Source organism: Ochrobactrum sp. C6C9 (assembly GCF_022627935.1).
Lineage (GTDB): Bacteria > Pseudomonadota > Alphaproteobacteria > Rhizobiales > Rhizobiaceae > Brucella > Brucella teleogrylli.
Map to the genome: position 1 here is coordinate 152,912 of NZ_JABXGB010000002.1, position 26,498 is coordinate 179,409.

Here is a 26,498-nt window from a genome sequence, read left to right on the forward strand (position 1 = left end):
TTTGCCCGGTTCAAGGGTGGAGTGTAAAATTTTTGTGAGGGGGTGTGGCAGTCTGGAGCGGATTCCCGCTCCAGACAGATTTCGTTGCAATATCAATGTTGTGGCGCGGGCGTTTCTTCTGCGTCCGGTTCCTTGATGCGGAACCATGCCACATAGAGTGCTGGCAGGAACAGGAGGGTGATCGCCGTGCCAGCGATGATGCCGCCCATCATGGCATAGGCCATCGGCCCCCAGAACACTTCGCGGGCAATGGGGATCAGCGCAAGGCTTGCCGCCGCCGCCGTCAGTGCAATCGGGCGCATACGGTGCTGGCTGGCGATCATCACAGCATCCCAGGGCTTCATGCCTTCGGTGATATGTTCCTCGATCTGCACAATCAGGATGACGGAGTTTCGGATCAGAATGCCGATCAGCGCCAGCACGCCTAGAATGGCGACGAAACCAAGCGGTTTGCCGCTTGGCAGGAGTGCTGCAACCACGCCGATCAATCCAAGCGGCGCAACCGCCACCACGAGGAACAGGCGCTGGAAACTCTGCAACTGCAGCATCAGCACAGTCGCCATCACAAACAGCATCAGTGGAACGACGGCGGCAATCGGTCCCTGGCTCTTGCCGCTTTCCTCAACCGTGCCTGCGGTCTGAATATAGTAGCCAGCCGGTAGCTTGTCGGCGAAAGCATTGATCGCGGGGCCGAGGTCTTTCACGATCGTATCCGGCATGGTCTTGTCGATAATGCCTGCCGCGACCGTGATCGTCGGGATGCGCGAGCGGCGATAGATGACGGGCTGCTCAAGCTCGTAGCGGAAATTGGCGATGGAAGCGAGCGGCACCGAGGTGCCGTTGCCGGTCGCAATTTGCAGGCTCTGCAAGGTGTCGATGGAATCGCGTTCGTGCTTTTGCGCGCGCACGACGACATCGATCAGATAGATCGAATCCCTAACCTGCGTGATGGTGATGCCGCCGACGACACCGTTCAGCGTCGTAGCAATATCCTTGGATGAAATGCCAAGCTTGCGCGCCTTGTCCTGCATGACATCGACACGGATCACGCGGCCGGGCTCATTCCAGTTATAATTGACCACACCCAGTCTTTCATCGGCAGTCAGGATGCCAGCGAAATCCTGCGCCAGACCACGCAGTTTCTGAATGTCCGGGCCGGAAATGCGGTATTGCACGGGGCGTCCGACCGGCGGTCCAAGCTCCAGGAATTTCACATAGACGTCGGTGCCGACATAATCCTTGCGGAAGACCTCATCAAACTTGACCTTCAGGCGGTCTCGCGCTTCGACATCCTTGGCGACGACGACCATCTGGCCGAAATAGGGATTGTTCGGCTGCACGTCGAAGGAGAGGATGAACCGGATCGCGCTTTGCCCGACATAGGTGCTCCAATGCTCGATATCGGGATCGCCTTTTAGCATGGTTTCTTCGAAACGCTCCATCTGCGCCCGGGTTTCGGCGATGGAGCTGTTTTGCGGCAAGGTCCAGTCGAGAACCAGTTCCGGACGATCCGACTGCGGGAAGAACTGCTGTTCGATGAAGCGCATCCCGAAAACTGAAACCGCAAACAGAAGGACGGTTGTCACGATGGTCACCCAGCGATAGCGCATCGCCAGCAACAGCGCCCTGGAAAAGGCTTCAAAGAAGCGGCTGCGCTTTTCCGCATGGGGCTTCATTTTCTTGGGCAGGAATGTGACGCCCAGCAGCGGCGCAAACAGCACCGCGACAATCCACGACACCACCAGCGAAACGGCGATCACCACAAAGAGCGTATAAGTATATTCGCCCGCCTGACTGGAATTGAGGCCGATCGGGATGAAGCCCGCAATGGTTACAAGCGTGCCTGTCAGCATCGGAAAGGCCGTATGCGAATAGACGTAAGTGGCGGCCTTGTTGATCGGGTCGCCGAATTCCAGTCGCGCCACCATCATTTCGACGGCGATCATGGCATCATCGACCAAAAGGCCGAGCGCGATGATAAGCGCGCCGAGCGACACGCGTTGCAGTGAAATATCCAGAAGCGACATCGACAGGAAGGTGATCGCAAGCACGAGCGGGATCGATAGCGACACCACGAATCCGGCGCGCAAGCCAAGGCTGACAAAGCTGACGGCAAGCACGATGACCACGGCTTCGAACAGCGCGCTGGTAAAGCCGGACACGGCTTCCTTCACGACATGCGGCTGGTCGGCCACCTTGAACACCTTGACGCCGACAGGGAGTTCCGCCGTCACCTGCTGCATCATCTTGTCGAGCGCCGCGCCAAATTCCAGCAGATTTCCGTTCGGCTTCATACCGATGCCAAGCCCGATGGAATCCGCGCCATTGACGCGGAAGATGGATGTTGGCGGGTCGACATAGCCGCGCGTGATGGTGGCCACATCGGACAAGCGGAAGAACCGGTCATTGACGCGCAGATTGACCGCGCGCAGATCGGCTTCGGAATTGAACTGGCCGCTGACGCGGACACTGATCCGTTCCGGCCCGGCCTGAACGACGCCCGATGGCGTGATCGCGTTCTGGTCCTGCAAGGCCTGAAGCACGGCCTGCTGGTCGAGACCAAGTGCTGCGACCTGCCGCGTCGAAAATTCGAGATAGATCGCCTCGTCCTGCGCGCCGATCAGCTCGACCTTACCGGCATTGGGCAGCGTCAAAATCTTGGCGCGCACATCTTCCGCATAATCACGCAGCTGTCGCATGGACAGACCATCAGCGGTGAAGGCGAAGATATTCCCGAAAACATCGCCGAACTTGTCGTTATAATAAGGCCCATAAACGCCATCAGGCAGTTCCGGCTTGATATCGTCCAGCATATGCCGGACTTCATTCCAGGCGTCGGTGACCTGACGTTTACGCACCGTGTCCTTCAGGAAAACGAAGACGACAGACTGGCCCGCGGTCGTTACGCTGCGCGTATAATCGAGCGTATCGAGTTCCTCGAGCTTCTTCTCGATGCGATCCGTGACCTGATTGAGCGTTTCTTCCACGGAAGCGCCCGGCCAGTTGGCCTGCACCACCATCGTCTTGACGGTGAATTCCGGGTCTTCTTCGCGACCGAGATCGAGATAGGACACGAAGCCTGCGACCAGAAACACGAGCATGAAATACCAGACCAGCGATCTGTGGTTCAAAGCCCAGTCGGACAGATTGAATCCCTTTTTCACAGGCCAGTTCCTTTCTGGTCCAGACGGACTTTCTGTCCTTCTTTCAATTCATAGACGCCAGCAATCGCCACATAGCTGCCGACCTCGACACCACCGGCAACGAAATTGCCGCCCTGCCGCGCGATAACCTGAACATCGTGCAGCGAGACGGTCTGTTTGTCGGGATCGATAATCCAGATGCTTGTCTTGCCGTTGTCCTCGCGCAGGGCCTGGATCGGCAGGCGCACCACATCCTTCTCCGGCGTCGCCAAAGCGGCGCGGATGGTCGCCCCGAGACGGAAACCGTCGGGAGGATTGTCGAGGGCAATTCTGACCCGGCGGCTGCGGGTCTGCGCATCCGCCTGCGGCGCGACTTCCCGCACAGTGCCGGTTCCCGTCACCGACGGATCAGCCTGAAGCTGCACATTGAAGGCAGCACCCGGCGCGAAATACTGTGTCATGCTGTCGGGAATATCGACCACGGCTTCACGAATGTCCGGGCGCGCCACCGTCATCACTGCCTGACCGGCAGCGACCACTTGTCCAACCTCGGCATTGGTTGCCGAAATTACCCCGTCATAGTCGGGGCGCAACACGGCATAGCTGCGCTGGTCCTGCGCCTTTTTCAGCCCGGCCCGGGCCTTTTCCAGTCCTGCACTGGCGCTGTCGCGCGCCTGTCTGGCGGCATCATAATCGGCCTGCGAAACATTGTTGCCTTGCAGCAAAATGCGCTGCCGCTCCTCGCTGGCCGAGGCATTGGCATATTGCGCCTCGGCGCTCGCCAGATCGGCCTTCGCCGACTGGATCGCCAGATCAAGCGTCGACGGATCAAGCGTTGCGACGCTCTCACCCTTCTGCACCAGATCGCCCACCTGCACCGGACGGCTGATGATGCGCCCAAGCACGCGGAAGGCGAGATCGGTCGAATAGCGCGGCTCGATCGTACCGGCAAACCCCGCCTGCGTGGCCGGTCGCGGTTCAACAACCATGTAGAGAACCGGGCGAACGGGTTCGGCCTCCGCTTCGCTTTCATCGCTCTTGCCGCAGGCTGCGAGCGCAAGCGTGGTCATCAGCACAGCGGCGCGCATCAGGGGGAGGGCAATGGGCTTTCGGAATTCTCGCATCATTGCGCAACCGCCCCTTCCTGCGTCTGCATGATTTCGGTCGGCTCGCCCGACCGCAGCATCTGCGCGCCTTTCGTGACGATCAGTTCGCCGTCGTTCAAGCCGCCATCCACGATCACCCGTTCCTTTTCATAGGAAAGCACGGTGATTGGAACCAGCGTTGTAACATGGGTATCGTCAGCCACCCGCCAAACAGCGGGGCGTCCGGCGTCGGATGTCATGGCGCTCCATGGCAGGACGATGACTTGACGGCTATCCATATGCACTGTTCCGGTGACGGTCGCACCAAGCGCCATCTGTGGCGGGGTTTTGGCAATGCCAACCTTGACCCGGACCGTGCCGGTCTGCGCATCGACGACCGGAGAGATTTCGCGGATTTGTCCTTCTGCAACAATGGAAGCGTCCGACAGCAGCGCAATTGTCACGCCCATGCCGTCCTTGGCGTGGTTGACCAGCGTTTCCTGCACGTCGAAGACGGCATCGCGTGGTCCATCCTCGGCAATCGAAAACGCCGTCTGCGCGGCCTGTATCACCTGACCCGCTTCGATGTTGCGCGCCGTGACGACACCGGAAACCGGGGCGCGCAGTTCGGTGTAGGAAAGCTGGTCGCGCGCGTCGCTAAGCTGGCTTTCGGCGCTCGAAAGCGCGCTTTGCGCGGTTTGCAGGGTCTGGTTTGCCTGATCATAGGTGCTGCGGGTCGTGAAACCCTGCGCGAGAAGCGCCTTCTGGCGTTTGAAATTGGCGTCCGCCTGAACGAGCTGCGCCTGCGCGGCATCCTTCGAGGCCTGAGCAACACGCAGATTCGCCTGCTGTTCGGCATCGTCGATACGGGCGATCAACTCGCCTTTGTCGACATGCTGGCCGATCTCGGTCTTGCGCTCCACGACCTGCCCGCCAAGGCGAAATGAGGTGTTGACCAGCGAGCGGGCGGCAATCGCGCCGGAAAGCGTCAATCGGGGCTGATAATCGCTTGCCGCCACCTTCATCACGGCAACCGGAACCACATTGCGGGAATCGGCACGGGCCGGAGCGCCAAATGTTATTGCCGAAATGCAGAATGCAAAGGCAGCCGTGGTTCCGAATATGACGCTTCGTCCGGAGCGGAGGAAACGGTAGGAAGGTTTTGCAATCATTGAACGATCCCGGTGGTTCGCATCTGCGGGAGAATGCAATCAAACGGCTTTCAACGAAAGCTTATTTTTTACGTAGGCGTCAATTCAACCGGGTCCATAGCGCACTTTAAAATTGCGAAACTGTAATAGGGCTTGATATCGCCTTTGTTGACACCCGCGCGACCGGATTGCGTCACGAAACCGTCATGAGCCACTTCTAGTATTCCGTGCAATTGCGCGGAGTCGTCGCGGCTTCGGGTGTTATCTTCAGCTTATGGTGTGAACATGTTCGAGAGTAGCCATCTGGACCGTATCAAGGCGGAAATCGCCGACAGTTTCGATGAAGAGCTGGAAATGCAGATCGAGGAAGAGCGGCTTGACGCGCTGGTCGCCGAGGGCATGTCCGGCCCCGCCGAACAGACGCTTGAACGCCGCCTTTATTTCCGCGAGCTGTTTCGTCTCCAGCATGAGCTGGTGAAGCTTCAGGACTGGGTGCAGCACAAGAAGCTCAAAGTCGTCGTGCTGTTCGAAGGCCGCGATTCCGCTGGCAAGGGTGGCGCGATCAAGCGCGTGACGCAGCGTCTCAATCCGCGTGTCTGCCGCGTCGTCGCGCTGCCTGCTCCCACCGAACGCGAGCGCAATCAGTGGTATTTCCAGCGTTATGTGCCGCATCTGCCGACCGCTGGCGAAATGGTCCTGTTCGACCGCTCCTGGTATAATCGGGCCGGTGTCGAGCGGGTCATGGGCTTTTGCACGAAGGAGGAACTGGAAGAGTTTTTCCGCTCCGTTCCCGAATTTGAACGCATGCTGGTGCGTTCCGGGATCATTCTCATCAAATACTGGTTCTCGATCACCGACGAAGAGCAGGAATTCCGCTTCAACATGCGTATCCACGATCCGCTGAAGCAGTGGAAGCTTTCGCCGATGGACCTCGAAAGCCGCGTTCATTGGGAAGACTACACCAAGGCCAAGGAAGAGATGCTGCACCGCACCCATATTGCCGAAGCGCCATGGTGGGTTGTCGAGGCCGTCGACAAGAAAAAGGCGCGCCTCAATTGCATCGCCCATCTTCTGTCGCAGATCCCTTATGAGGATGTGCCGAAGTCGGCCATCCATCTGCCGGAACGCGTGCGCCATGACGATTATGTACGTCATCAGACCCCGTCCGAAATGTATGTGCCGGAAGTGTATTAGAGGCTCGATGCGGGGCCGCTTTGTTCCGGGTATTGGTACACGACATTGAACATTATTCACGGTTCGCTGAAGGAACATAGTACCGGTCTGGTGGGGGCCTATCACAAGCGCCCCGATCATGCGGTTGTGGAACTCAAGGCAGACGAAGTGGATGCTGCGCTGGCCGCTAATGACGGCTGGGTGTGGCTGCATGTCGATCTGGTCGATCAGCGGTCACAGGGCTGGCTCTCGGAGCGCTGTGCCTTGCCCGCGTCGGCGCGGGCAATATTGGAAGGGCATGACGATAGCCTGGTGCTCAGCCATGAGGCAGGAACGATCCATGGCGTCATCGCCGACATGCATCAGGACATGGAGCGCATGTCCACCACAATCGGCCGTCTGCATTTTGCGGTGATGGGTGGGCTTCTGGTAACCGGCAGGCGGCATCCTCTGGAAGCCGTAGACAGGGTGCGCCATTCCTTTGCCAGCGGTTTTTGCCCGGCAACGGCCTATGAATTATTTGAGGCGGTGGTTACGGCCTTCTGCAAGAACACCGCAATCAGGCTCAATGAGGCGAGCAAAATGCTCGATACTGTTGAGGATCGGTTGGTGACCGAGCGGTTGAATGATGAACGCAGGGATCTTAAGGAAGTGCGCAGACTGGCGGTCTCGCTGCATCGTCCGGTGGCCGGTATGGTGGCTTTGTTTGAAGAGGAAGACCGTCTGGACTGGACCTTGCCTGAGATGGGGCATGCCGCGTTGACGCGGCTTTCCATGCGGCTCGAGCGCCTCGACCGTGAAATCGTTATGGTCAATGATCGTGCGCGGTTGTTGCAGGAAGAGATTGCAGCGGAACTGGCGGATGATTCAAACCGCAGCCTCAAAGTGATGGCGGTGATGAGCGCATTGCTGTTGCCCGGCACGCTGATCGCCGGTATTTTCGGGATGAACACTGCCGGATTGCCCTTCACGGGCGACGGGTCCGGTTTCGGCTGGGCGATTGTTCTGGGTGTCGGTGCGACAGCGCTGTTTTACTGGCTTCTACGCAAGGCTGGTATCAGCTTGCGGCTTTGAACAGCGCTATCCCGAACAGGAGGCGCCGTTTCGAAGGGCCTCCTGTTGGAATATATTTTACTTCTGGGTGGGCGCCGTAGTTTCTGCGCTTGCCGTTGTTTGCGGCTTTTCCATTTTTGTTGACGATTGCGCATTGTGGTAAGTGCAGTCTGCCATCGCAGCCGTAACCGACAGAGCGAGGACAGCGGTCGTTACAAATACGACTTTCATATCTGTCTCCATTCAGTGTTAGTTTCGTGGGGCATTACACCGACAACTCTAGCAAATGCTGCCAGTCTTGTCTCATCACTTCATATTCTAGTGGATTGAATTTGACGTTTGAATCCCGGCTGACATAGATGCTGTTTCAAACGTCAAATTCGAAAAATCCACTAGATACATATACTTGCTAGTGGTCTTTTTGATTCCAACATTTGCTCAGCGCGTGAACCGAGGGATGCAAATGTTGGAATCAGACCACTAGTCTCTGGGCAGTTGCCGTGCGCCCCATTCGCTTTCGGGGATGGCGTGGCCGATGGCATAGCTGAAGGACTGGATCGACATGGCCTCCGCATTGACCTGACATTTGAAATCCACGCCATACCATTGGGCGCGGCTGCGAAAGGCGCCGTTGCTGACCGTCAGACCGTTGTTGGAAACCGAACCGCCCGCGCGCGCCAGCATGTCGGGAAAAGCGCCCGGCTGCTGGCGGCGGATCTGTTCAAGCGCCTCGATGCTGCAAATCTGGATAACGCGATCCGTCGGTGAGAGTTTGCCGAGCGCCTGTTTCACACGCGGGTCAGACAGGGCATCCTTGGAATAAAGCCTGCGCGCCTGTTTGAAGTTTTCAGCCTTTTGCTCCGAAACGGCCTTGGTGGCCGGCTTTGCCTGTTCCGGTTTGGGCTGGGGAACAGGCGGGTTCTGAACAGCAGGGGCTGCCGCCTCGTTCGCGTTCGCCGCAGTTGCGGATTGAGCCTGCAGCTCCACCGCTTCCTGTTCTTTGTCCTGCGGCTGCTCGTTCTTGGTTTCGGTTGTCGTGGGTGGAGCTTCGTCGGGCTTTTCGCTTGTTTCTGGTGCGGCGGGCGGAACGTCAGGTTGCTCCGGCGTCTCATCCTTCGGATCGTTGGAAGCGGACTCAAAGGCAAGCTTCTGGGCCTGCGCCTGTTGTTGCGCAGGAGCGGGCTTGTCCTGGTACTGTTTGGGCTTGTCCTCGGCGGGTGGCGGCGGGGGAACAAGCTCTACATTGACGCTCTGTTCTTGCGCGGTTGGCAGTTCCGGCAGGCGGACGAGCAGAACAATGGCCAGCAACAGATGCAGGACGATCGAGCTTGGAATACCCCAGCCGATTTCTGCAAACATTTTTCTGGCCAATTGCTGCATCGCTCAAACGATCATGGATATCCAACTACACCGGGCACTCTCACGTGCCGATGGTGATACCACATTGGAGCGCCAACAACAGGTGTCGGGCGGAACTATTCACTCAAGGCTCGATGCAGCGCATCATCGCCGAAGCTTATGCGGCCTCCAGTGCCTGCTCGCATCTAAGCAACATGCCGTAGAGATCGCGCGGTTCATCCGGGTCTGCCAGCATGTCGAGTTCGGCATAAAGGCCGGTCTCTTCCAGTTTGCTGAAGACATAGCGCAGGGCGGAAAAATCCTCGGTTGCAAAGCCGACGCTGTCGAACAGCGTGATGGCGCGATCCGATGTTCTGCCCGGCAGTTTACCGGTGATCACTTCCCACAATTCCTTGACCGGATAATCTTCCGGCAATTGCTGGATTTCACCTTCGATGCGGGTTTGCGGTGGATATTCGACAAAAATATCCGAGCGCAGGAGAATTTCCTTGTTCAGCTCGGTCTTGCCGGGGCAATCGCCGCCAACCGCATTGATATGCACGCCAGGTCCGACCATGTTGTCGCTCAAAATGGTGGCATATTGCTTGTCGGCGGTGACGGTGGTGATGATGTCCGCGCCCTCGACAGCCTCCTGCGACGACCCGCAGATGGTGACCGAAAATCCCTTGTCCGCTAGATTGGCCGCACAGCGCTCGCTCGCCGAACGGTCGATATCGAACAGACGCAGCGTGTCGATGCCGAGCAGAGCCTTGAAGGCCAGCGCCTGAAATTCGCTCTGCGCGCCGTTGCCGATGATCGTCAGCGTTTTGGAATCCGGTCGCGCCAGATGTTTGGCGGCCACTGCTGACGTGGCGGCGGTGCGCAGCGCGGTCAGAATGGTCATCTCTGTCAGGAGCAGCGGATAGCCGCTGTCCACATCGGAGAGTACGCCGAAGGCCGCAACCGTCTGACGGCCCGTCCGGTTGTTTTTTGGGTGGCCATTGACATATTTAAAGCCATAAAGCGTGCCGTCGCTGGTTGGCATCAGTTCAATGACACCTTCCTGCGAATGGGAGGCGACGCGCGCCGTCTTGTCGAACTGTTCCCAGCGACGAAAATCTTCTTCGACAATTGCCGCCAGTTCTTTGAGGAAGGTTTCGACACCAACAGTCAGAACCAGCTTCATCATGTGATCGACGCTGACAAAGGGAACGATATTCAGCTTTTCATTGGTCATGGGAGTGAACCTTTATTCAATGGGCGGACGCGCCCGATCAGCGGGCGCTGTTTCCAGCCTTCGCCGCGAGGAATTTTTCAGCGATCATCGAAACGATCTGCGGCAGAACCTCGAAGGCGTAAGGCGCGTGGACGCGCTCCAGCTTCTGGTGGAACTCGCGACCCCATGGGCCGATATTGACCACCGGGAAACGCAGCGCATTGGCGGCTGGATGATCGACGAGCCGCGACACCGGCGTGTTCTGGGACACGATATCCTGTCCAAGCGTTGCCTGACCGAGAAAGCTCATATCGGAAATGCCCTGGAAATGGGGCTTCCAGACCAGGCTCTGGTCGGGGAAGTCCGCAAAGACCTTGATCGTCTCGTCGATGGCCTCTCTGAAAAGGCGGTCATTGGTTTTGGTGTCGTCAAGATGGCTTGCCGGATAGTGCAGCCCGGCAAAGCCGACGACAATCGCCGGTCCGGCAAGGTGCGCAACACCCACCAGCCATTCGGTCAGCTGGCGGCTGACGGAAAGCGGATTGTCGATGCCGGAAAGGCGCTGTTCCTGTTCGTCATAGAGACGTTCGAAGTCGTTGCCTGCGATCTGTGCTGCCATGGCGCGCAGCTCTGTGAATGTCAAAAGCTTCGGCGCTGGGGGGGTTGCTCCGGCGCGCTTGCCGACCAGCTTGCCATAGGCTTCGGCCTGCGCGGTAAAGCGTGCAACCGCATCAACGGCGCCGGTGCGCACTTCATCCTGAAAGCGCTTGAAGAGCTCTTCCGCAGTCATGCCATGATAGAGCCAGTTGAGCGCGATCCAGAAACGTTCAGGCGTCGTGACTTCATAGCCGTCGCGCAAATCCTTTGCCTCAAGGCAGATGGGCGGCGGGGAAATATCGTTGTCGTCGCGGTCGGCCAGATCGGCATTGCCTTCGAAGCGCGTGAGAATACCAGCCGCCATGGCCTGTGCGCTGACGCCTTCATAAGGGTAGCTGGCGTGGGAGCTGCAACCGATGACAAGCGCGAAAGGCAGGAGCTTGCCGATGGTTCCGGCATAGACGGCGCGGCCTTCGCTGCCATCGCCCTGATCGGACGTTACATCAAGATTGATAGCCGACGAAATATCGAGATCGAAGTCCCGCGCAATCTCCGGCAGCGCATTGCGCATCGACCGCATCCCACGGCTTTCGCGCTCTTCGTCCGGTGTTACGATCAGGACCAGATTGCCGCTGCGGTCGGGATCGGTCGCAAAACGCTCAAGGCAGGCAATACCGGCAGCGATGCCGCTTTTCATGTCCAGAAGGCCACGGCCCGGCAGGAAGTCGCCGCTCAGAAGATCTTCCAAAGCGCGCTCTTCCTGGGCTGAGCGCGCGCGCTTGCCAAGGTCCTTGATCAGCGCGTCTTTCAGGTTGAGGCTGTCGCAGGAAAGCGATTTCAACTCGTGATAATTGTCGGTCGCAACCGTGTCGAAGTGGCCAGCGAGAACCACCGTGTCACGGCCCTTGCCGCGAACCAGCGCCACCACATTATGGGTCAGCGGATCGCCATGGCTGGCAACCGTGCGGATATTGGCCGGGTTCTCCTGGAAATAAGGAATTTCCTTGAGCAATTCGACGAAGCGACCAGAGAATTCCGCTTCACCGGGCGTGCCCGTTTCGCTACGCCAACTGACCATGCGAAGAGCCAGCTCTTCGACATGCTGCGCATCGATATGGTTGTGCGCCATCGTTACGGCGTTTTGCGCGCCGTTTGAAATATTCGCAGTCATTGAGTAGTCTCCGTAATTTAGAGCGCATCCCGAAAAGTGTGAAACGGTTTTCGGAAAAGATGCGCGTTAAAACAAAGAATTAGAGCGCCGATCTGATCCAATCAGATCGAAACGCGCTCTAGTGCGAAAGATGCTTTCGCAGGAAAGCGCGGGTCCGTTCCTCTTTCGGATTGGACAACATCTGGTCCGGCGGACCCTGCTCGACCACCACGCCGCCATCCATGAACATCACATGGTCGGATACTTCAGCGGCGAAGCGCATTTCGTGGGTCACGATCAGCATGGTCATGTGCTCTCTGGCGAGCTGCTTCATCACCTGATTAACCTCTTCCACCAGCTCGGGATCGAGCGCCGATGTGGCCTCGTCGAACAGCATCACCTTGGGCTGCATGGCGAGCGCGCGCGCAATCGCCACGCGCTGCTTCTGGCCGCCGGAAAGGCGCGCCGGATAGGCATTGCCCTTGTCCACCAGCCCGACCTTCGCCAACAGCGTGTTGGCGCGGTCCAGCGCTTCGGCGCGGGGCAGATGCTTGAGCCGCATCGGACCGATCATGATGTTCTGCAGCACGGTCAGGTGCGGAAACAGGTTAAACTGCTGGAACACCATGCCCATTTCCTGACGGATATGGTTGATGTGCTTTTCGAAGGCATGGCCCTTGAGCGGCTTGTTGACCTGATTGCCATCAAGCCAGATTTCTCCGCCCGAGGTTTCTTCCAGCATGTTGATGGAGCGCAGAAGCGTGCTTTTTCCCGACCCGCTGGGGCCGATGATGGATACGATCTTGCCGCGCGGAACCGTCAGGTCGATGCCCTTGAGAACCTCGTGGTTGCCATAGGATTTCCTGATCTGGCGCAATTCGATCATGGGTGTCTGAGTGTTCATCGGATAGCTTCCGCTTTCTTGGCCGCTTTGCTCAATGCCCATTCCATCAGAAGATTGACGGCATAATAGAGCACGGCGGCGACGAAATAGAATTCGAAGGGTCGATAGGTTTCGCTGATGGCGCGCTGTGCGTTCAGAACCAGTTCCGTGATGCCGAGGACGGACAGCACCGCTGTATCCTTGAGCAGGATGATGCTGTTATTGCCCACCTGCGGCAGCGCGGTCAGGATCGCCTGCGGAATGATGAAATAGCGCAGCGACATGCCCCGGCTGAAGCCCAGCGAACGGGCGGCTTCCATCTGCCCGGCGTCCACAGCTTGCAGCGAAGCGCGGAAAATATCGGCGTTATAGGCGGCATAATGCATGCCAAGGCCGAACACGCCGGTCCAGAAGGCCGGAACCATGATGCCGATCTGCGACAGGCCATAATAGAGAAGATAGAGCTGGAGCAGCAGTGGCGTGCCCATGAAGAGGAACACGATGCCGCGCACCGGTAGGCTGACGATTTTTGGTCCGTGCAATGTCACCAGAGCGATGACGACGCCCAGCACCACGCTGATGACACCGGCCAGAACGGTGATCAGCACCGTCCAGAGCAGGCCGATGAAGAGCAGTTCCAGATAGGAGGGAACGACCGTGAAATCGAGGCTCATGCTTCGGCCCTCCGATCTCGGTTGAAGAAGGTTTCCATGCCGCGAACGATCATCGAAATGACGGCAATGATGACGATGTAGGCGATGCCCGCGATCGTGAAGACTTCGAAGGGCTTATAGGTCGAGGTCACGAAACGCTGCGCGGAATAGGTCAGTTCCACCACGCCGATTGTTGAGACAAGTGCTGTACTCTTGGTCAGGATGATCGTGTTGACGCCGAGCGAACGGATCATCAGGGGTGCTGCCTGCGGCAGAATGAAAAGCCGCATGGTGTTGAAGCGTCCAAAGCCGATGCTGCGGGCCGCTTCGTTCTGGCCCTTGTCCACGGCCAGAATGGCGCCGCGTATGCCTTCCGACATATAGGCTCCGATGTTGAAGCCCATGGTGATCACGCCAGCCATAAACGGGCTGAATTCCAGACCGAACTGAGGGCCGCCGAAGAAGACCAGAAAAAGCTGCACCAGCAGCGGCGTGCCGCGCATGATGCTGACATAGCCCGTGGCGAACCAGCGGAACGGCTTGAAGCGCGAAAAGCGGGCAATAACCAGAACGGTTGCAACGACCAGACCGATCAGAAGCGATACGACTGTCAGCTGGACGGTGACCCAGCCAGACTGAACAATGAAGGGAAAAATCCGCTCGATAAGTGCGATATCCATCCTTCAACCTTTCTTCCCCATCGGTGGCTCGTGGAGATGGGCCACCGAATGGCCGGAGGAACCGCGCCGCTGTTCGCCCAAAGGGTGGTGGGCAGAAGCGAACAGTACCAGATTTGGGGGATCAATTTCGAAGATGGGTTGCTTGTCACAACCCATCTTCCGGAGAGGGAAGATTAGCGGATATCCGCGCCAATCCACTTTTCGGAAATGGCCTTGTAGGTGCCGTCGGCCATCATGTCGTCCAGAGCCTTCTGCATGGCGGCAGCCAGTTCCGGATTGTTCTTGCGTACGGCGATGCCGATGTCGTAGCGGGGCAGTTGGTCATCCTTGACCTGCTTGATCGGCGCATTGCTCTTGGTGATGGCAACCAGAACCGGTACGTCGTCGGCGACAACGGCATCGATACGGCCAGAGCCCAGATCAAGCAGCATTTCCGGCAGGCCCTTATAGGTGCGAACGTCGTATTTGCCCTGTTCGCGGACCCATTTTTCGGAGGTTTCGCCGAGCGTCACGCCGATGGTCTTGCCTTCAAATTCCTTGAGCGAGGTGGCAGCGTCGTCCTTGCGGACGAACAGCGCCAGACCCGAGCGATAGTAAGGGCCGACAAAGGCAATTGCCTTCTTGCGTTCTTCGGTGATGCCCATCGAACCGACAATGGTGTCGTAGCGACCGGTCACCAGACCAGCGATGATGCCGTCCCAGGCGGTCGTGACGATTTCTGGCTCGGCCTTCAGGCGGCGCGCGATTTCAGAGCCGATATCGACGTCGAAACCGACGACCTTGTTGGATTCATCCACAAAGCTGAAAGGAGGAAAAACGCCGGACAGGGCAATCGACATTTTGCCTGCCTTCTGGATCTTTTCCAGATCGTCGGCCTTGGCCGCGTTCATGGAAAAGGTGAGACCGAGCGCCAGAAGCGCCGTGGAGAAAAATTTCGCGGTATTCATGTAGGTCAGTTCCCCATTTGAAGCCCCGGACGCCGGGACCGTGAAATCGCCGTTTGCATGCGCTTGTTTTCGTGACCTTGTGACCGGTCCAAGCCGGGATTGGTCATGGGTTTCCATCGCGATCAACGTCTGGAAACCACCTGGGCAATCCCCTTGCAGAAAATGAATATCTGCAATCAGATTGACAAAAAAGAATATAAAGTGATTATTTTTATAAATTACTGCCGATATAGGTAGTCGCACTTACTAAAAAGAAAGAGGGGGTCATGGACGAGCTTGACAAGAGACTGATCACGGAATTGCGCATCAATGGACGCGCATCGGTGCCGCAACTGGCCGAGCTTCTTGGCGTGGCGCGCGCAACAGCCCAGAAGCGGCTCGACCGCATGGTGGCCAATGGCGACATCAAGGGCTTTACGGTCCGTGTGCGCGACGATATCGGCAAGGACCAGATCAGGGCTTTCATGCTGATCGAAATGTCAGGCTCTTCGCTCAAAGCCACGATCAGCGCCATCAAGCGCGTGCCGGGGCTGACGGGTCTGTTCAACACCAATGGCATGTGGGACGTGATTGCCGAGCTGGAAGTGGCGACGATTTCGGAACTCAACGAGGTGATCTCGACGATCCGCTCGCTTCAGGGCGTCAGCAAAAGCGAGACCAATATCATGCTTGGCCCCGCCTGACGCTGCGTGCTCATTCGCCGTCGAGCCGATCGGCGACCAGATCGGCATAGACCAGATAGCGAAGCGGTCCGGGCGTGATTGCATCGAAGGGATAGCATGTCGCAAGAACGAGGTGTTTTCCCGTGGCCTGCGGGTCGATGGGCGCTTCGTCCCAACGGGCCACAGCCATATGGGTCGTGCGATAGGTCACGATCTTTCCGTCACGGCGCGTGATGCGGATCAAATCGTTCGGCTCGACATTTTTCAGGAAAGCGAAATGGGTATCGCGATGGGCGGCATAGACCGCCGTGCCCTGATCTCCCGCTTCCGGCGTATTATCGAGGTGTCCGGGCCCGAAGGCGAGTGCCTGACCGCTCGCGCCTTTCAGCGCAATCGCTGCGGTTTCCAGTCGCGGCACTTCGATGCGCGCCACCGGCCATGTGTCGGCCCAGCTCCACGGCTTGACAGGCGCCCCCGTCTCCACACTCTGCGTGAAAGCGCGCTCCAGCAGGATTTGTGCGGCAAAGGCCTTGGCGTGAATCCAGAAGCCCTGTCCGGCGAGGACCAGACCGCCTGTGATCAGAACGCAGGCGAGAAGTGTCGAGAGGGAGCGCGCAAGCGCGCGCCCCTTCAGGATGGTCTGACGATTACTCATGGCTGCCTGCCTTTTCACGACGCGTGAACCAGAAGAGAAGGGCACCGATCAGCACGGCCAGCAAACCTTGCAGCATGAGAAGCGTTGCAGGTGTCGCCGTTTGCGGCAGTGGAAGACTCGGAACGGGTAGGGTCGGAGCGATCTCCTCAGCTTTACTGTCGACGCCACTCCAGTCGGCGTTTTCGCTGTCGGTTGGCTGTCCGGCATTCGCGTCGCGCGTGGCGCTGATGCCGAGCAATGTGCGATAGTCCCAGCCAGCGGGCAGATGCAGCGGAATATCGGCCTTGGTCAGCGGTATATTGGCGGCGCGTGATGGCGTGACATCCACGGCGATGAGACTGGTCAGGCGCGTCACCAGATGGTGATCGAGCGCAAGCCGCAGGATACGGGCGTCGGCGGCATCCTGATTGATCTCGCCAAGCGTGGCAGCGACTTCGGCATCGTCAATCTTGCGGCGCGCCCAGATTTTGGAAATGCCTTCCGCGTGACTTGCCTGATCAAGCGGCAGTGTCACGGTCCAGGGGTGGTCACCGACCATGCCGCTGACGGTCAGTTCGCCGGTCGCCTTGCCCATGCGGGCGGCAATGACAAGCGGCTCGCCGCGATAAAGATCAGGCAGCAATGTCGGCGTGAGGCTGACATTCTTTTCGGTAAACGCGGCGCGGATGTCAGTTACGGCTGGGTTTTCCAGCTTGTCGAACAGGGCACGCATGCGCTCGTCGACTTCCGCTGCCGAACCGATATGGGTGAAGCTCCCGCGACCAAGCTCGGCGGCGCGGTTCACCAGATAGCTGTTCGGGGCTGAACCAATGCCGACCATGAAGATGCGCGAGCGTCCGCGCCGGGCGGCGATTGTATCGAGTAGCTCCAATTCGTTGCTCACTTCGCCATCGGTCAGGAAAACGATCTGGCGCAAGCCCTTGCTCTGATGGCTGTCATCGAGGGCGGCGTGCAGCGGCGGCAGCATTTCCGTGCCGCCAGCGGCTTCAAGCTGGCCGACAAAGCTGCGCGCAGCGGCGACATTTTCGCCGGTTGCGGCAACGCTGTCCGGGAAAAATTTGGTCATTGTGTCATCGAAGCGGATGACGTTGAAATGGTCGTTCGGTTCCAGTCGCGACAGGGCATAATCGAGGCTGGCTTTTGCTTGCACCATGGAGGTGCCGCCCATTGAACCGGAATTGTCGATCACGAAGACAATCTCGCGACCGGTCTTCCTGGCCGGCGCCAGAACCGGCGGCGTGACATAGGCAAGCACAAAGTCTTCCTTGCCGACCCGTTCGCGAAACAGACCGACAGTTGGCGTGTTGCTCGCCGCAGCGCTCCATTCAAGCACGAAGTCGCGGTCGGCAATTGCGTCGCCTTGCAGTGTGATCTGGCGCGCGTCGCCATTCAGCCGGTCGATCTTGACGGGATGGTAGAGGCTTTTCAGTCCATCGACCGGGAACCCCGCATCCAGCTTGATTGCAAGCGTGACCGGGTTGGTCCGTGCACTGTCCGGTCCGATCAGTGCCGTATCGATCGGTGCAGCCTGAGTGTTCTGTGTCGTGCTGGCGGCGGATTGTCCCCAGCCACCATTCAGCTTGGCGCGCTGGTCGATTGCGGCCTTTTCCTGCGGATTATAGCGCGGGGCAACGACCAGCGGCACGCGCAGCGAAAAGCGATTATCGGCCAGACGCACTGCCTGCTGATATTCGATCTGTACAACGACCTTCTCATGCGGACCGATATTGGCGACGGCATTGGTGAAGACATTGAACCGCTGCTGTTCCACGAGTGCGGTTTTTTTGCCTTCGCTGCGGGCCTTCTCATAGATGGCGCGTGCGGCCTGCTTTCCCTTGATATCGGCCACGACGACGCGATTGCCGATGATCAGCTTCAGCGAATGAACGGCGCTGTCTTCAGGCAACGGAAACACATAGAGCGCCTCGACCCAGCCATCGGTGGGGTTTTCGAAAGCCTGTGTGAGACGCGCCCGCGCCGTCGGTCCGCTGACAGTGATATCCACATCGGTGGCGAGCCGCGGGGCCTCGACATATTGCCCGGCCTGTTCGGTCTGCATCAGCAGGCTGCCCGATTCCATTTCATTGGGCGATACGAAAGCGGAGGTTTCCGCACGCGCCTGCAAGGGGTGAAGCAGGGCAAGTATCACGCCGAGCGCGGGAAGCAAAATTGCATTCCCGAACCAGAGAAACTGGCAGAACCGGACGAGAAAATTTCTCCGGTTCCTTCGATGTGAAACAGTGATTGCGGTGTGCATGACGGGCTCCCTTTCCGTAATGGATGAACTGGAGCGATTGTCTGAAACGCGCTGTTGCCTCGCCAGCGTCAGCTTTGACCTCTTTCGTCCGCATCTTGCCGCAAAGCGTCTTGCCGCTGGCGGATATGTGTGGAATTGTGAAAGAAAGTACGCAATCAGGACATTGGCGCATGGTCCACGGGGACCCTTATCTGTCGGAAAATCAAAGCAGTAGCGTTGCGGCCCGGGTTCGCGAGGAAATCGCGCGGCGGCGTATTTCGCGCCAGCGACTCGCGGACGACGCGCGGATCAGCCTTTCAACGCTAGAAAAGGCGCTATCGGGGCATCGTCCTTTCACGCTCGCCACCATCATCCGGCTGGAACAGGCAATGGGTGTGGCCCTGCGCGAACCGGGCGCGGCGCAGGCGCCCAAGGCAGGCGACACCATCGAGCGCCCTGTTGCGAGCGGCACAGGCAGCGGCCATGCGCCGGAGGAGCTGGGTGCCTATTCGCGGCCCGCCGTTGCGTGGCTAGAGGGAACCTATCTGACCCTGCGTCCGTCCTTTGGCGATGCGGATGCGATCTTCGCCTATTGCACGGAAATCGTCTGGGATGACGAGGGAACGCGGCTGCGGTTCCGGGAACGGGAGCGCACCGATGCGTCTTTCTCCCAGCATGGCTCGGTATCTGTGCCGCATCGGTCGGGGCATATCTATCTTGTCACCAACACATCCGGGCAATATCGGATGGTGGTTCTGTCGCGACCCAGCATTACGGGCGAGATGTTCGGCCTGCTGACGACGTTGCGGGCGGGGCAGGGCGCGCAGCTGACGCCGGTTTCGACGCCGCTGGTGCTTTTGCCGCTATCTGCCTTTGAGGAACCCTCCTTCGGGCGTATCGCCAGGGACGGCGATCATTATGGCGCTTATTCGGCCCTGTTGGGCAAGGTGCTGGATGAGAATTATGCAGCCTTCATCGGCTGACACTCTATTCGCTTGAACGCCCCTCCGTCTTGTGCCAGCATTCAGGCGGAGGAGGATGGTCATGGTGTCGACACTGTCGCACATCAAGGAGATTGAGCGCGTCGCCATGGGCGGGGCCTCGGATCGTGATCGCCCTGTCATTCAATCCTGGTTGCGCTGCCTCAATGATTATCGGCTTAATCCCGCCCAGACGCAGGAAGCCTATATCGTGCCCGACACATTGCTGCGGGAACATCGCGAGCAGTCGGAAGAGCTCATCCGCATCGGGCGTACCGGCCTCGAAGCGCTTTTCAGACAAGTCGCCGATCAAAGCTACGTCCTGCTGCTGTCGGATGCGCGCGGCGTTACAGTCGAGTTCATGGGCGACCCCACTTTCGACAATCAGCTGCGCAAGGCGGGGCTTTATCTCGGATCGGAATGGTCGGAAGACAGGGCGGGAACCTGCGCCGTCGGGGCCTGCATGGTTTCAGGCAAGCCCGTCATCATCCATCAGGACGATCATTTCGACGCCTGCCATATCGGCCTGACCTGCACGGCGGCGCCCATTTTCGATACGTTCGGCGATCTGTCGGCGGTGCTCGATATTTCGCAACTGCGCTCGCCGACCGCGAAGGCCAGCCAGCAGCTGGCGCTGCATCTGGTTGCTTCCACTGCGCGGCGGATCGAGCTTGCGAATCTCATGACCCGGGCGCGCGAGGATTGGGTTTTGCGTCTGGCGCGACTGCCAGATTTTCTGGACGTCGATCCCGATGCCGCGATGACGATTGATGGCAACGGCGTAATCACCGGCATGACACATGGCGGTTTCGGCTCTGTTGCGCGCGGCATGAATCTGAGCACGGTCTCGACGAAGGACTTCATCGGGAAACCCATCTCCAGCGTCTTCGATATCGATATCGATCAGCTTCCGGCCCTGATGCGCGGACGCCCCAATGGCGAGCGTCTGCTCCGGGCGCGCAACGGTCTGGCGCTTTTTGCAAGCGCCATTGCGCCGGTCAGCAGTTTCCGTGCGCCTGCGACCAGCAGCATATCGGTGCGGCTGCCTGGGGCGCTGCGCCAGTTGAGTTTCGGCGACCCGGCCATGGAGGCGCTGCAGGCCCGCGCCGCCAAACTGGCGGATCGCCGTCTGCCGATCCTCATCAAAGGCGAAACCGGCAGCGGCAAGGAATATCTGGCGCGCGCCATCCATGATAGCACCGCCAAGCCCGGTCCGTTTATCGCGGTCAATTGCGCGGCAATACCCGAACAGCTGATCGAATCCGAATTGTTCGGCTATGTCCCCGGCGCTTTCACCGGCGCAATGCAGAAGGGGAAGACCGGGCTTATCGAAGCGGCCAATGGTGGCACGCTGTTTCTGGACGAGATTGGCGACATGCCACTCGCTCTTCAAAGCCGGTTGCTGCGGGTTCTTTCGGAAAACGAAATTCAGCCAGTCGGCGCGCTGAAACCGAAGCCGGTCAGGTTCCGGCTTTTGTCGGCATCGCATCGCGATCTGGCGGCGCTTGCTGCCGAGGGCCGTTTTCGCGAAGATTTGCTCTATCGGCTCAATGCCGCGACGCTGACCCTGCCGCCGCTGCGACAGAGACAGGATTTCGACAGCCTCGTTGATCACCTTCTGCGCCGTATCGGCGAAGAAGAGGGCGAGACAATCACGCTTGACCGCGCTGCGCGAAAGGCGCTTGCAGCCTATGGCTGGCCGGGCAATCTGCGCGAGCTGGACAATACGTTGCGTGTTGCAGCGGCGGTTGCAACAGACGCCACAATCACCACCGATTGCCTGCCCGAACATTTCCAGACTGTGACCGCGGCGGACAATGACCGTTCCGATCAGCAGGTTTTGCGCCGTCAACTTGACGAGTGCGGCAACAATATTTCCGCGCTGGCCCGAAAACTGGGTGTCAATCGTTCCACGATCCACCGCCGCCTGAAGCCCACACATTAATGCTGCAACAGGTGCAACACCTGTTGCACGATAGCTGTTGCATCATTTGCGGCTGCAATGCTTCTTCTGAATAAAATAATGCAAAAACAATAGCTTGGCGATTGCAAGCCATCTGGCACGCCGTTTGCTCATCCTTCTCCGACGGGCCTTGGGAGAAGTCCGCTATCCACATCCACGGGAGGAAATTGCAATGCTTGAGAAAACACCGACAGTCCGCGTACAGGCCTTTCTCGACAAGTTCGGCGCAGCACTGGAAGGCGGGCGGATCGATGAAGCGGTTTCGATGTTTGCCGATGATTGCTACTGGCGCGATCTGGTTGCCTTCACTTGGAACATCAAGACCGTGGAAGGGCATGATCAGGTGCGCGACATGCTGCAATCCCAATTGCAGCTGGTGAAGCCAACCAAATGGCTCGTCGCCTCTGGTGAAACAGCGACGGAAGCCGATGGCGTCACCGAAAGCTGGATATCCTTCGAGACGGAAGTTGCGCGCGGCTACGGTCTCATTCGCCTGAAGGGTGGCAAGATATGGACCCTTCTCACCGTCATGTCGGAATTGAAGGGGCATGAGGAAAAATCAGGCTTCACCCGTCCGCTGGGCGCGAAGCATGGTCACGACCTTGGCGCCAAGACATGGAAGGAAGAACGTGAGGAGGAAGCCCGCACGCTCGGCTATGAAAAACAGCCCTATGTGCTGGTGATCGGCGGCGGACAGGGCGGTATTGCGCTCGGCGCGCGCCTGCGGCAGCTCGGCGTGCCGACGATCATCGTCGAACGCAACGAACGACCGGGCGATTCATGGCGCAAGCGCTACAAGTCGCTCTGCCTGCATGACCCCGTCTGGTACGACCATCTGCCCTATATCGACTTTCCGAAAAACTGGCCGGTTTTTGCGCCCAAGGACAAGATTGGCGACTGGCTGGAATTCTATACCAAGGTGATGGAGCTGAATTACTGGACGCGCTCCACCGTCAAGTCGGCGAAATGGAACGAAGACGAGAAGGAATGGTCGGTCGTCGTAGACCGCGACGGCGAGGAAGTCATCCTGCGTCCAAAGCAACTGGTCTTCGCAACCGGCATGTCGGGCAAGGCGAATATTCCAAACGTCAAGGGACAGGATCGCTTCAAGGGCGAACAGCAGCATTCATCCCGCCATCCCGGGCCGGATGGTTACAAGGGCAAAAAGGTCGTCGTCATCGGGTCGAACAATTCGGCGCATGATATTTGCGCAGCCCTTTGCGAGGCGGGTGTCGATGTCACCATGGTGCAGCGGTCATCGACGCATATTGTGCGCTCGGAGCCGCTGATGAAACACGGGCTCGGCGCGCTTTATTCGGAAGAGGCGGTGCAAAATGGCGTCACGACGGCCAAGGCCGATCTGATCTTCGCCTCGCTGCCTTATCGTATCATGCATGAGTTTCAAAAGCCCATCTATGACAAGATCCGCGAGATCGATGCTGATTTCTATGCCGCGCTTGAAAAGGCTGGTTTCCAGCTGGATTTCGGCTCGGACGGTTCGGGCCTGTTCCTCAAATATCTGCGGCGCGGCTCCGGCTATTATATCGATATCGGCGCTTCGCAGCTCATCATCGACGGCAAGATCAAGCTCGCTTCAGGGCAGATAGAGGAGATTACCGAAAACTCCGTGCGGCTTGCCAATGGAACCGAACTGCCTGCCGATCTGATCGTCTATGCGACGGGCTACGGTTCGATGAACGGCTGGGTCGCGGATATCATCGATCAGGAAACGGCGGACAAGGTCGGCAAGGTCTGGGGTCTCGGGTCGGAAACGCCGAAGGACCCCGGCCCGTGGGAAGGCGAACAGCGCAATATGTGGAAGCCGACGCAGCAGGAGGCGCTGTGGTTCCACGGCGGCAACCTGCATCAGTCGCGGCATTATTCGCAATATTTGTCGCTGCAGCTGAAAGCCCGCATGGAGGGCATCGATACGCCGGTCTATGAACTGCAGACCGTGCATCATTTGCGATAAAGCGATTGCGGTTTTCACGGATTAAAAAATTGGCCGGGGTTTGTGCCCCGGCCAATCCGTTTGTGTGATGCCTGCCTAAAAATTAAGCGGCAAGCGCTTCGTCTTCCGAAGTCGGAACTTCAGAAATGGTCTTCAGCACCTGGGAGGCAATCTGGTATGGGCAGCCCTGCGAGTTCGGGCGGCGATCTTCGAGGTAGCCTTTATAGCCGTTCTTGACGAAGGCATGCGGCACGCGGATCGAAGCGCCACGGTCGGCAACGCCGTAGGAGAACTTGTCCAGCGGAGCCGTTTCATGCTTGCCCGTCAGTCGCAGATGGTTGTCGGGTCCGTAGACGTCGATATGTTCCTGCAGGTTCTTGTCGAACTGGGCCATCAGGGCTTCGAAATAATCCTTGCCGCCAACTTCGCGCATGAACTTGGTCGAGAAGTTGCAATGCATGCCCGAGCCGTTCCAGTCGGTGTCGCCCAGCGGCTTGCAATGGAATTCGATGTCGATTTCATACTGTTCGCAAAGGCGAAGCAGGAGATAGCGCGCCATCCAGATCTGGTCTGCTGCGGTCTTGGAACCCTTGCCGAAAATCTGGAATTCCCACTGGCCCTTGGCCACTTCGGCATTGATGCCTTCGTGGTTGATGCCGGCGGCCAGGCAGAGGTCAAGATGTTCCTCGACGATCTTGCGGGCGATCGGACCGACATTGCTGGAGCCGACGCCGCAGTAATATGGGCCCTGCGGTGCGGGGAAACCATGCTCAGGGAAGCCGAGCGGACGACCGTTCTGATAGAAGAAATATTCCTGTTCGAAGCCAAACCATGCGTCGTCGTCGTCAAGAACGGTTGCGCGGTTGTTCGATGGGTGCGGCGTGACGCCATCCGGCATCATGACTTCGCACATGACGAGAGCGCCGTTCGTGCGGGCTGGATCGGGATAGACCGCGACCGGCTTCAAAACGCAATCGGAGCTGCGGCCTTCGGCCTGCATCGTCGACGAACCGTCGAAACCCCAGAGCGGCAGTTGCTCGAGCGTCGGGAACGCATCGAATTCCTTCACCTGTGTCTTGCCACGCAGGTTGGGTGTCGGAGTGTAACCGTCAAGCCAAATGTACTCGAGCTTATACTTTGTCATCGCCTAGTCTCTTTTATGACGGGTATTGAACCAACGCAGTAGGGCAGCCAACCGTCAATATGCTCTTCCCTGCTTATGTAAAATAAGAAAGCAAGTGTCATGCCAGTTTCGTAAAATGTATGTTTTCTGGCCGCGCCTTTGGCCTAAGGCCTTGAAAAGATAAAATTTATTAAATGGTCAAAATTTGAGGCAGGATTCCGCGAAGCGAAGCAAGGTCGTCAGGCGGGCAGCACTTAACCGGCGCTGAAAACGATTTTGATTATAAAATAGGCATTCGTCTAAATAATCGCCATTTGGCGTTGCACGCACAGCGCATAAAAAAGGCGAAGCCGAAACTTCGCCCTTTGTTTCACGCATCATACGGAGACGGTCGCGACCGATCACAGCGTGTTCTTCTGCATGCGGCCATCCTTCATGATGACCGCCAGACTTTCGGCAGGCTTTTCCAGCGCGTGGATATCTTCAAGCGGGTTGGTGTTCACAACAAGCAGATCCGCTAGCGCGTCCTTTTCAATCACGCCCAGCTTGCCCGGATAAGGATTACGCAGGTTGGAAAGGGTCAGAAGTTCCGCATTGCCGGACGTTGCCATGCGCAGCGCCTCGGCGTTCGAATACCACTGGCTGAGATGGGTGAGCATGAAGCTCTGCCGCGGAGCCAGTTGGGGTGAAAACAGAATATCTGAACCCCATGCGGTCTTGACCCCGTGCTTGCGGATCAGTTCATACATACGGGGCGTTGCGGCGAACAATTGCTGGGCTCTTTCAGCAGAAGGGCCGGTCAGTGTGCCGGTATCGTCCATGCTGAGAAAGGGCTGCGTGCTGAGCCAGACATTCTTGTCGACAAACATTCGCGCGGTTTCATCGTCCATCAGATGCGCATGTTCAATACAGCCTACACCGACATTCAGCGAGCGCTGCACGGTGTGCGGTGCATAGGCATGCACCGTCATATAGGTGTTCCAGTCGCGCGCCACGTCATTGGCGGCGCGTATTTCGTTTTCGTCGAAAGTGGACATATCGAGTGGGCTGCGCGGGGTTGAAACACCGCCGCCACCGACCAGCTTCACCTGCGACGCGCCTTGCATCAACTGCTCACGGACCCGCATCTTGAGGCTGCCCGCATCGTCCACGATGGCCGCGCCGCCGATCTTTTCACCGAGGCTAAGCTCGTTGCCGCCACGCGGAACCTCGAAAGGCATTCTAAGGTCGCCGTGTCCGCCCGTCGTGGTGATCATCGCGCCGGATGGGTAAATACGAGGCCCCGGAATAATGCCGTTATCAATCGCCTGTTTGAAAGTGAACACCGGCCCGCCCATGTCGCGAACCGTCGTAAAGCCACGCTCCAGCGTGCGCTCAGCCTCCGCCGTCGATGAGGCGAATATGCCCGCAGGATCGCCGGTCAACAGCACATTCAAAGGCACGGCAGCATATAAAGTGTGCCAGTGCGCGTCGATCAGACCGGGCATCAGAACGCGACCGCCGCAATTAACCACCGTGGCGCCTTCGGGCGGCGCGCTGTTTGTCGTGTCCACGGCGACGATCTTGTTGCCTTCGACGAGAATCTGGACATCGGCGCGCAGGCTGTCCGACTTGCCGTCAAACAGGCTGACCTGCCGGAACAAGGTCTTGGCTGATGGACCGGCCGTCTGGGCGTGGAGTTTCTTCGGGGCGGCCGCCGCGATGGCGGTTGCTCCCAGCCCGGCAAGGAAGGAGCGGCGTGAAAAACTGTCCAACCGGCGGGAAACCTGTTGCAAGGACGGGCTGAAACAGGAGCAGCCGGAGCCATGGACGAAGGATTGATATTTTTGTCCCAGCCGAAACATAACGGTTCCTCCTCT

Annotated in this window: 20 protein-coding genes; 6 read left to right on the forward strand and 14 right to left on the reverse strand. The window is 58.4% G+C overall.

Annotated features, from left to right (window positions below; translation table 11 throughout):
* Positions 1–92: 92 nt before the first annotated feature.
* From HWD97_RS02150 to HWD97_RS02160, 3 genes are read right to left on the reverse strand one after another with little or no spacing between them, the layout of a single operon-like run.
* The gene (locus tag HWD97_RS02150) at positions 93–3,164 is read right to left on the reverse strand and encodes an efflux RND transporter permease subunit (RefSeq protein ID WP_121538424.1); all 3,072 of its coding nucleotides are present in this window, start codon (positions 3,162–3,164) and stop codon (positions 93–95) included.
* Positions 3,161–4,231, reverse strand: a complete 1,071-nt coding sequence (locus HWD97_RS02155; RefSeq protein ID WP_235858973.1) for an efflux RND transporter periplasmic adaptor subunit — start codon at positions 4,229–4,231, stop codon at positions 3,161–3,163. The genes HWD97_RS02150 and HWD97_RS02155 overlap by 4 nt, the downstream gene beginning before the upstream one ends.
* A gap of 35 nt (positions 4,232–4,266) precedes the next feature.
* Positions 4,267–5,400, reverse strand: a complete 1,134-nt coding sequence (locus tag HWD97_RS02160) for an efflux RND transporter periplasmic adaptor subunit (RefSeq protein WP_109366865.1) — start codon at positions 5,398–5,400, stop codon at positions 4,267–4,269.
* A 264-nt stretch (positions 5,401–5,664) separates the two neighbouring features.
* Here HWD97_RS02160 and ppk2 point away from each other — a divergent pair, with 264 nt between their 5' ends.
* Both ppk2 and HWD97_RS02170 read left to right on the forward strand, forming a co-directional pair.
* A complete protein-coding gene (gene ppk2, locus HWD97_RS02165) occupies positions 5,665–6,573 on the forward strand; it encodes a polyphosphate kinase 2 (RefSeq protein ID WP_109367940.1) in 909 nt (302 codons plus the stop codon).
* A 45-nt stretch (positions 6,574–6,618) separates the two neighbouring features.
* A complete protein-coding gene (locus tag HWD97_RS02170) occupies positions 6,619–7,626 on the forward strand; it encodes a CorA family divalent cation transporter (protein WP_109366866.1) in 1,008 nt (335 codons plus the stop codon).
* 459 nt (positions 7,627–8,085) lie between these two features.
* Here the strand turns inward: HWD97_RS02170 and HWD97_RS02175 are convergent, their stop codons facing one another.
* The 7 genes from HWD97_RS02175 to HWD97_RS02205 form a co-directional block, all read right to left on the reverse strand.
* On the reverse strand, positions 8,086–8,964 hold the full coding sequence (locus tag HWD97_RS02175; protein ID WP_235858968.1) for a DUF930 domain-containing protein: 879 nt from the start codon (positions 8,962–8,964) through the stop codon (positions 8,086–8,088).
* Between the two features lie 157 nt (positions 8,965–9,121).
* Positions 9,122–10,180: an ornithine cyclodeaminase gene (locus HWD97_RS02180; protein WP_109366868.1), complete on the reverse strand. Its 1,059-nt coding sequence runs from the start codon at positions 10,178–10,180 to the stop codon at positions 9,122–9,124.
* A gap of 37 nt (positions 10,181–10,217) precedes the next feature.
* A complete protein-coding gene (locus tag HWD97_RS02185) occupies positions 10,218–11,915 on the reverse strand; it encodes a M20/M25/M40 family metallo-hydrolase (protein ID WP_167836093.1) in 1,698 nt (565 codons plus the stop codon).
* A 130-nt stretch (positions 11,916–12,045) separates the two neighbouring features.
* Entirely contained in the window at positions 12,046–12,810 is a 765-nt protein-coding gene (locus HWD97_RS02190) for an amino acid ABC transporter ATP-binding protein (RefSeq protein WP_109366870.1), read from the reverse strand.
* Positions 12,807–13,463: an amino acid ABC transporter permease gene (locus HWD97_RS02195; RefSeq protein ID WP_109366871.1), complete on the reverse strand. Its 657-nt coding sequence runs from the start codon at positions 13,461–13,463 to the stop codon at positions 12,807–12,809. The genes HWD97_RS02190 and HWD97_RS02195 overlap by 4 nt, the downstream gene beginning before the upstream one ends.
* On the reverse strand, positions 13,460–14,122 hold the full coding sequence (locus HWD97_RS02200; RefSeq protein WP_121538432.1) for an amino acid ABC transporter permease: 663 nt from the start codon (positions 14,120–14,122) through the stop codon (positions 13,460–13,462). Before HWD97_RS02200 ends, HWD97_RS02195 begins: the two co-directional genes overlap by 4 nt.
* A 173-nt stretch (positions 14,123–14,295) precedes the next feature.
* Positions 14,296–15,069 carry a transporter substrate-binding domain-containing protein gene (locus HWD97_RS02205; protein WP_109366873.1) on the reverse strand — a complete coding sequence of 258 codons (774 nt, stop codon included), beginning with the start codon at positions 15,067–15,069 and terminating at the stop codon, positions 14,296–14,298.
* Positions 15,070–15,335: 266 nt separating this feature from the next.
* On the opposite strand from HWD97_RS02205, the gene HWD97_RS02210 reads away from it, so the two are divergent.
* A complete protein-coding gene (locus HWD97_RS02210) occupies positions 15,336–15,752 on the forward strand; it encodes an Lrp/AsnC family transcriptional regulator (protein WP_109366874.1) in 417 nt (138 codons plus the stop codon).
* Between the two features lie 10 nt (positions 15,753–15,762).
* On the opposite strand, the gene HWD97_RS02215 is transcribed toward HWD97_RS02210, so the two are convergent.
* Both HWD97_RS02215 and HWD97_RS02220 read right to left on the reverse strand, forming a co-directional pair.
* Positions 15,763–16,386, reverse strand: coding sequence for a class GN sortase (locus HWD97_RS02215; protein ID WP_109366875.1), 624 nt, complete (start codon positions 16,384–16,386; stop codon positions 15,763–15,765).
* Positions 16,379–18,643 (reverse strand): marine proteobacterial sortase target protein, encoded by a 2,265-nt coding sequence (locus HWD97_RS02220; RefSeq protein ID WP_371834630.1) that lies wholly within the window; start codon positions 18,641–18,643, stop codon positions 16,379–16,381. The genes HWD97_RS02215 and HWD97_RS02220 overlap by 8 nt, the downstream gene beginning before the upstream one ends.
* 170 nt (positions 18,644–18,813) lie before the next feature.
* Here HWD97_RS02220 and HWD97_RS02225 point away from each other — a divergent pair, with 170 nt between their 5' ends.
* From HWD97_RS02225 to HWD97_RS02235, 3 genes are all read left to right on the forward strand, one after another.
* Positions 18,814–19,605: a helix-turn-helix transcriptional regulator gene (locus HWD97_RS02225; protein WP_121538436.1), complete on the forward strand. Its 792-nt coding sequence runs from the start codon at positions 18,814–18,816 to the stop codon at positions 19,603–19,605.
* Between the two features lie 61 nt (positions 19,606–19,666).
* Positions 19,667–21,547 carry a sigma-54-dependent Fis family transcriptional regulator gene (locus HWD97_RS02230; protein WP_121538438.1) on the forward strand — a complete coding sequence of 627 codons (1,881 nt, stop codon included), beginning with the start codon at positions 19,667–19,669 and terminating at the stop codon, positions 21,545–21,547.
* Positions 21,548–21,737: 190 nt separating this feature from the next.
* A complete protein-coding gene (locus tag HWD97_RS02235) occupies positions 21,738–23,537 on the forward strand; it encodes an NAD(P)/FAD-dependent oxidoreductase (protein WP_109366879.1) in 1,800 nt (599 codons plus the stop codon).
* Positions 23,538–23,619: 82 nt separating this feature from the next.
* On the opposite strand, the gene HWD97_RS02240 is transcribed toward HWD97_RS02235, so the two are convergent.
* Positions 23,620–24,660 (reverse strand): glutamine synthetase beta-grasp domain-containing protein, encoded by a 1,041-nt coding sequence (locus HWD97_RS02240; RefSeq protein ID WP_109366880.1) that lies wholly within the window; start codon positions 24,658–24,660, stop codon positions 23,620–23,622.
* A 380-nt stretch (positions 24,661–25,040) separates the two neighbouring features.
* Positions 25,041–26,483: an amidohydrolase family protein gene (locus HWD97_RS02245; protein ID WP_109366882.1), complete on the reverse strand. Its 1,443-nt coding sequence runs from the start codon at positions 26,481–26,483 to the stop codon at positions 25,041–25,043.
* Positions 26,484–26,498: the final 15 nt, after the last annotated feature.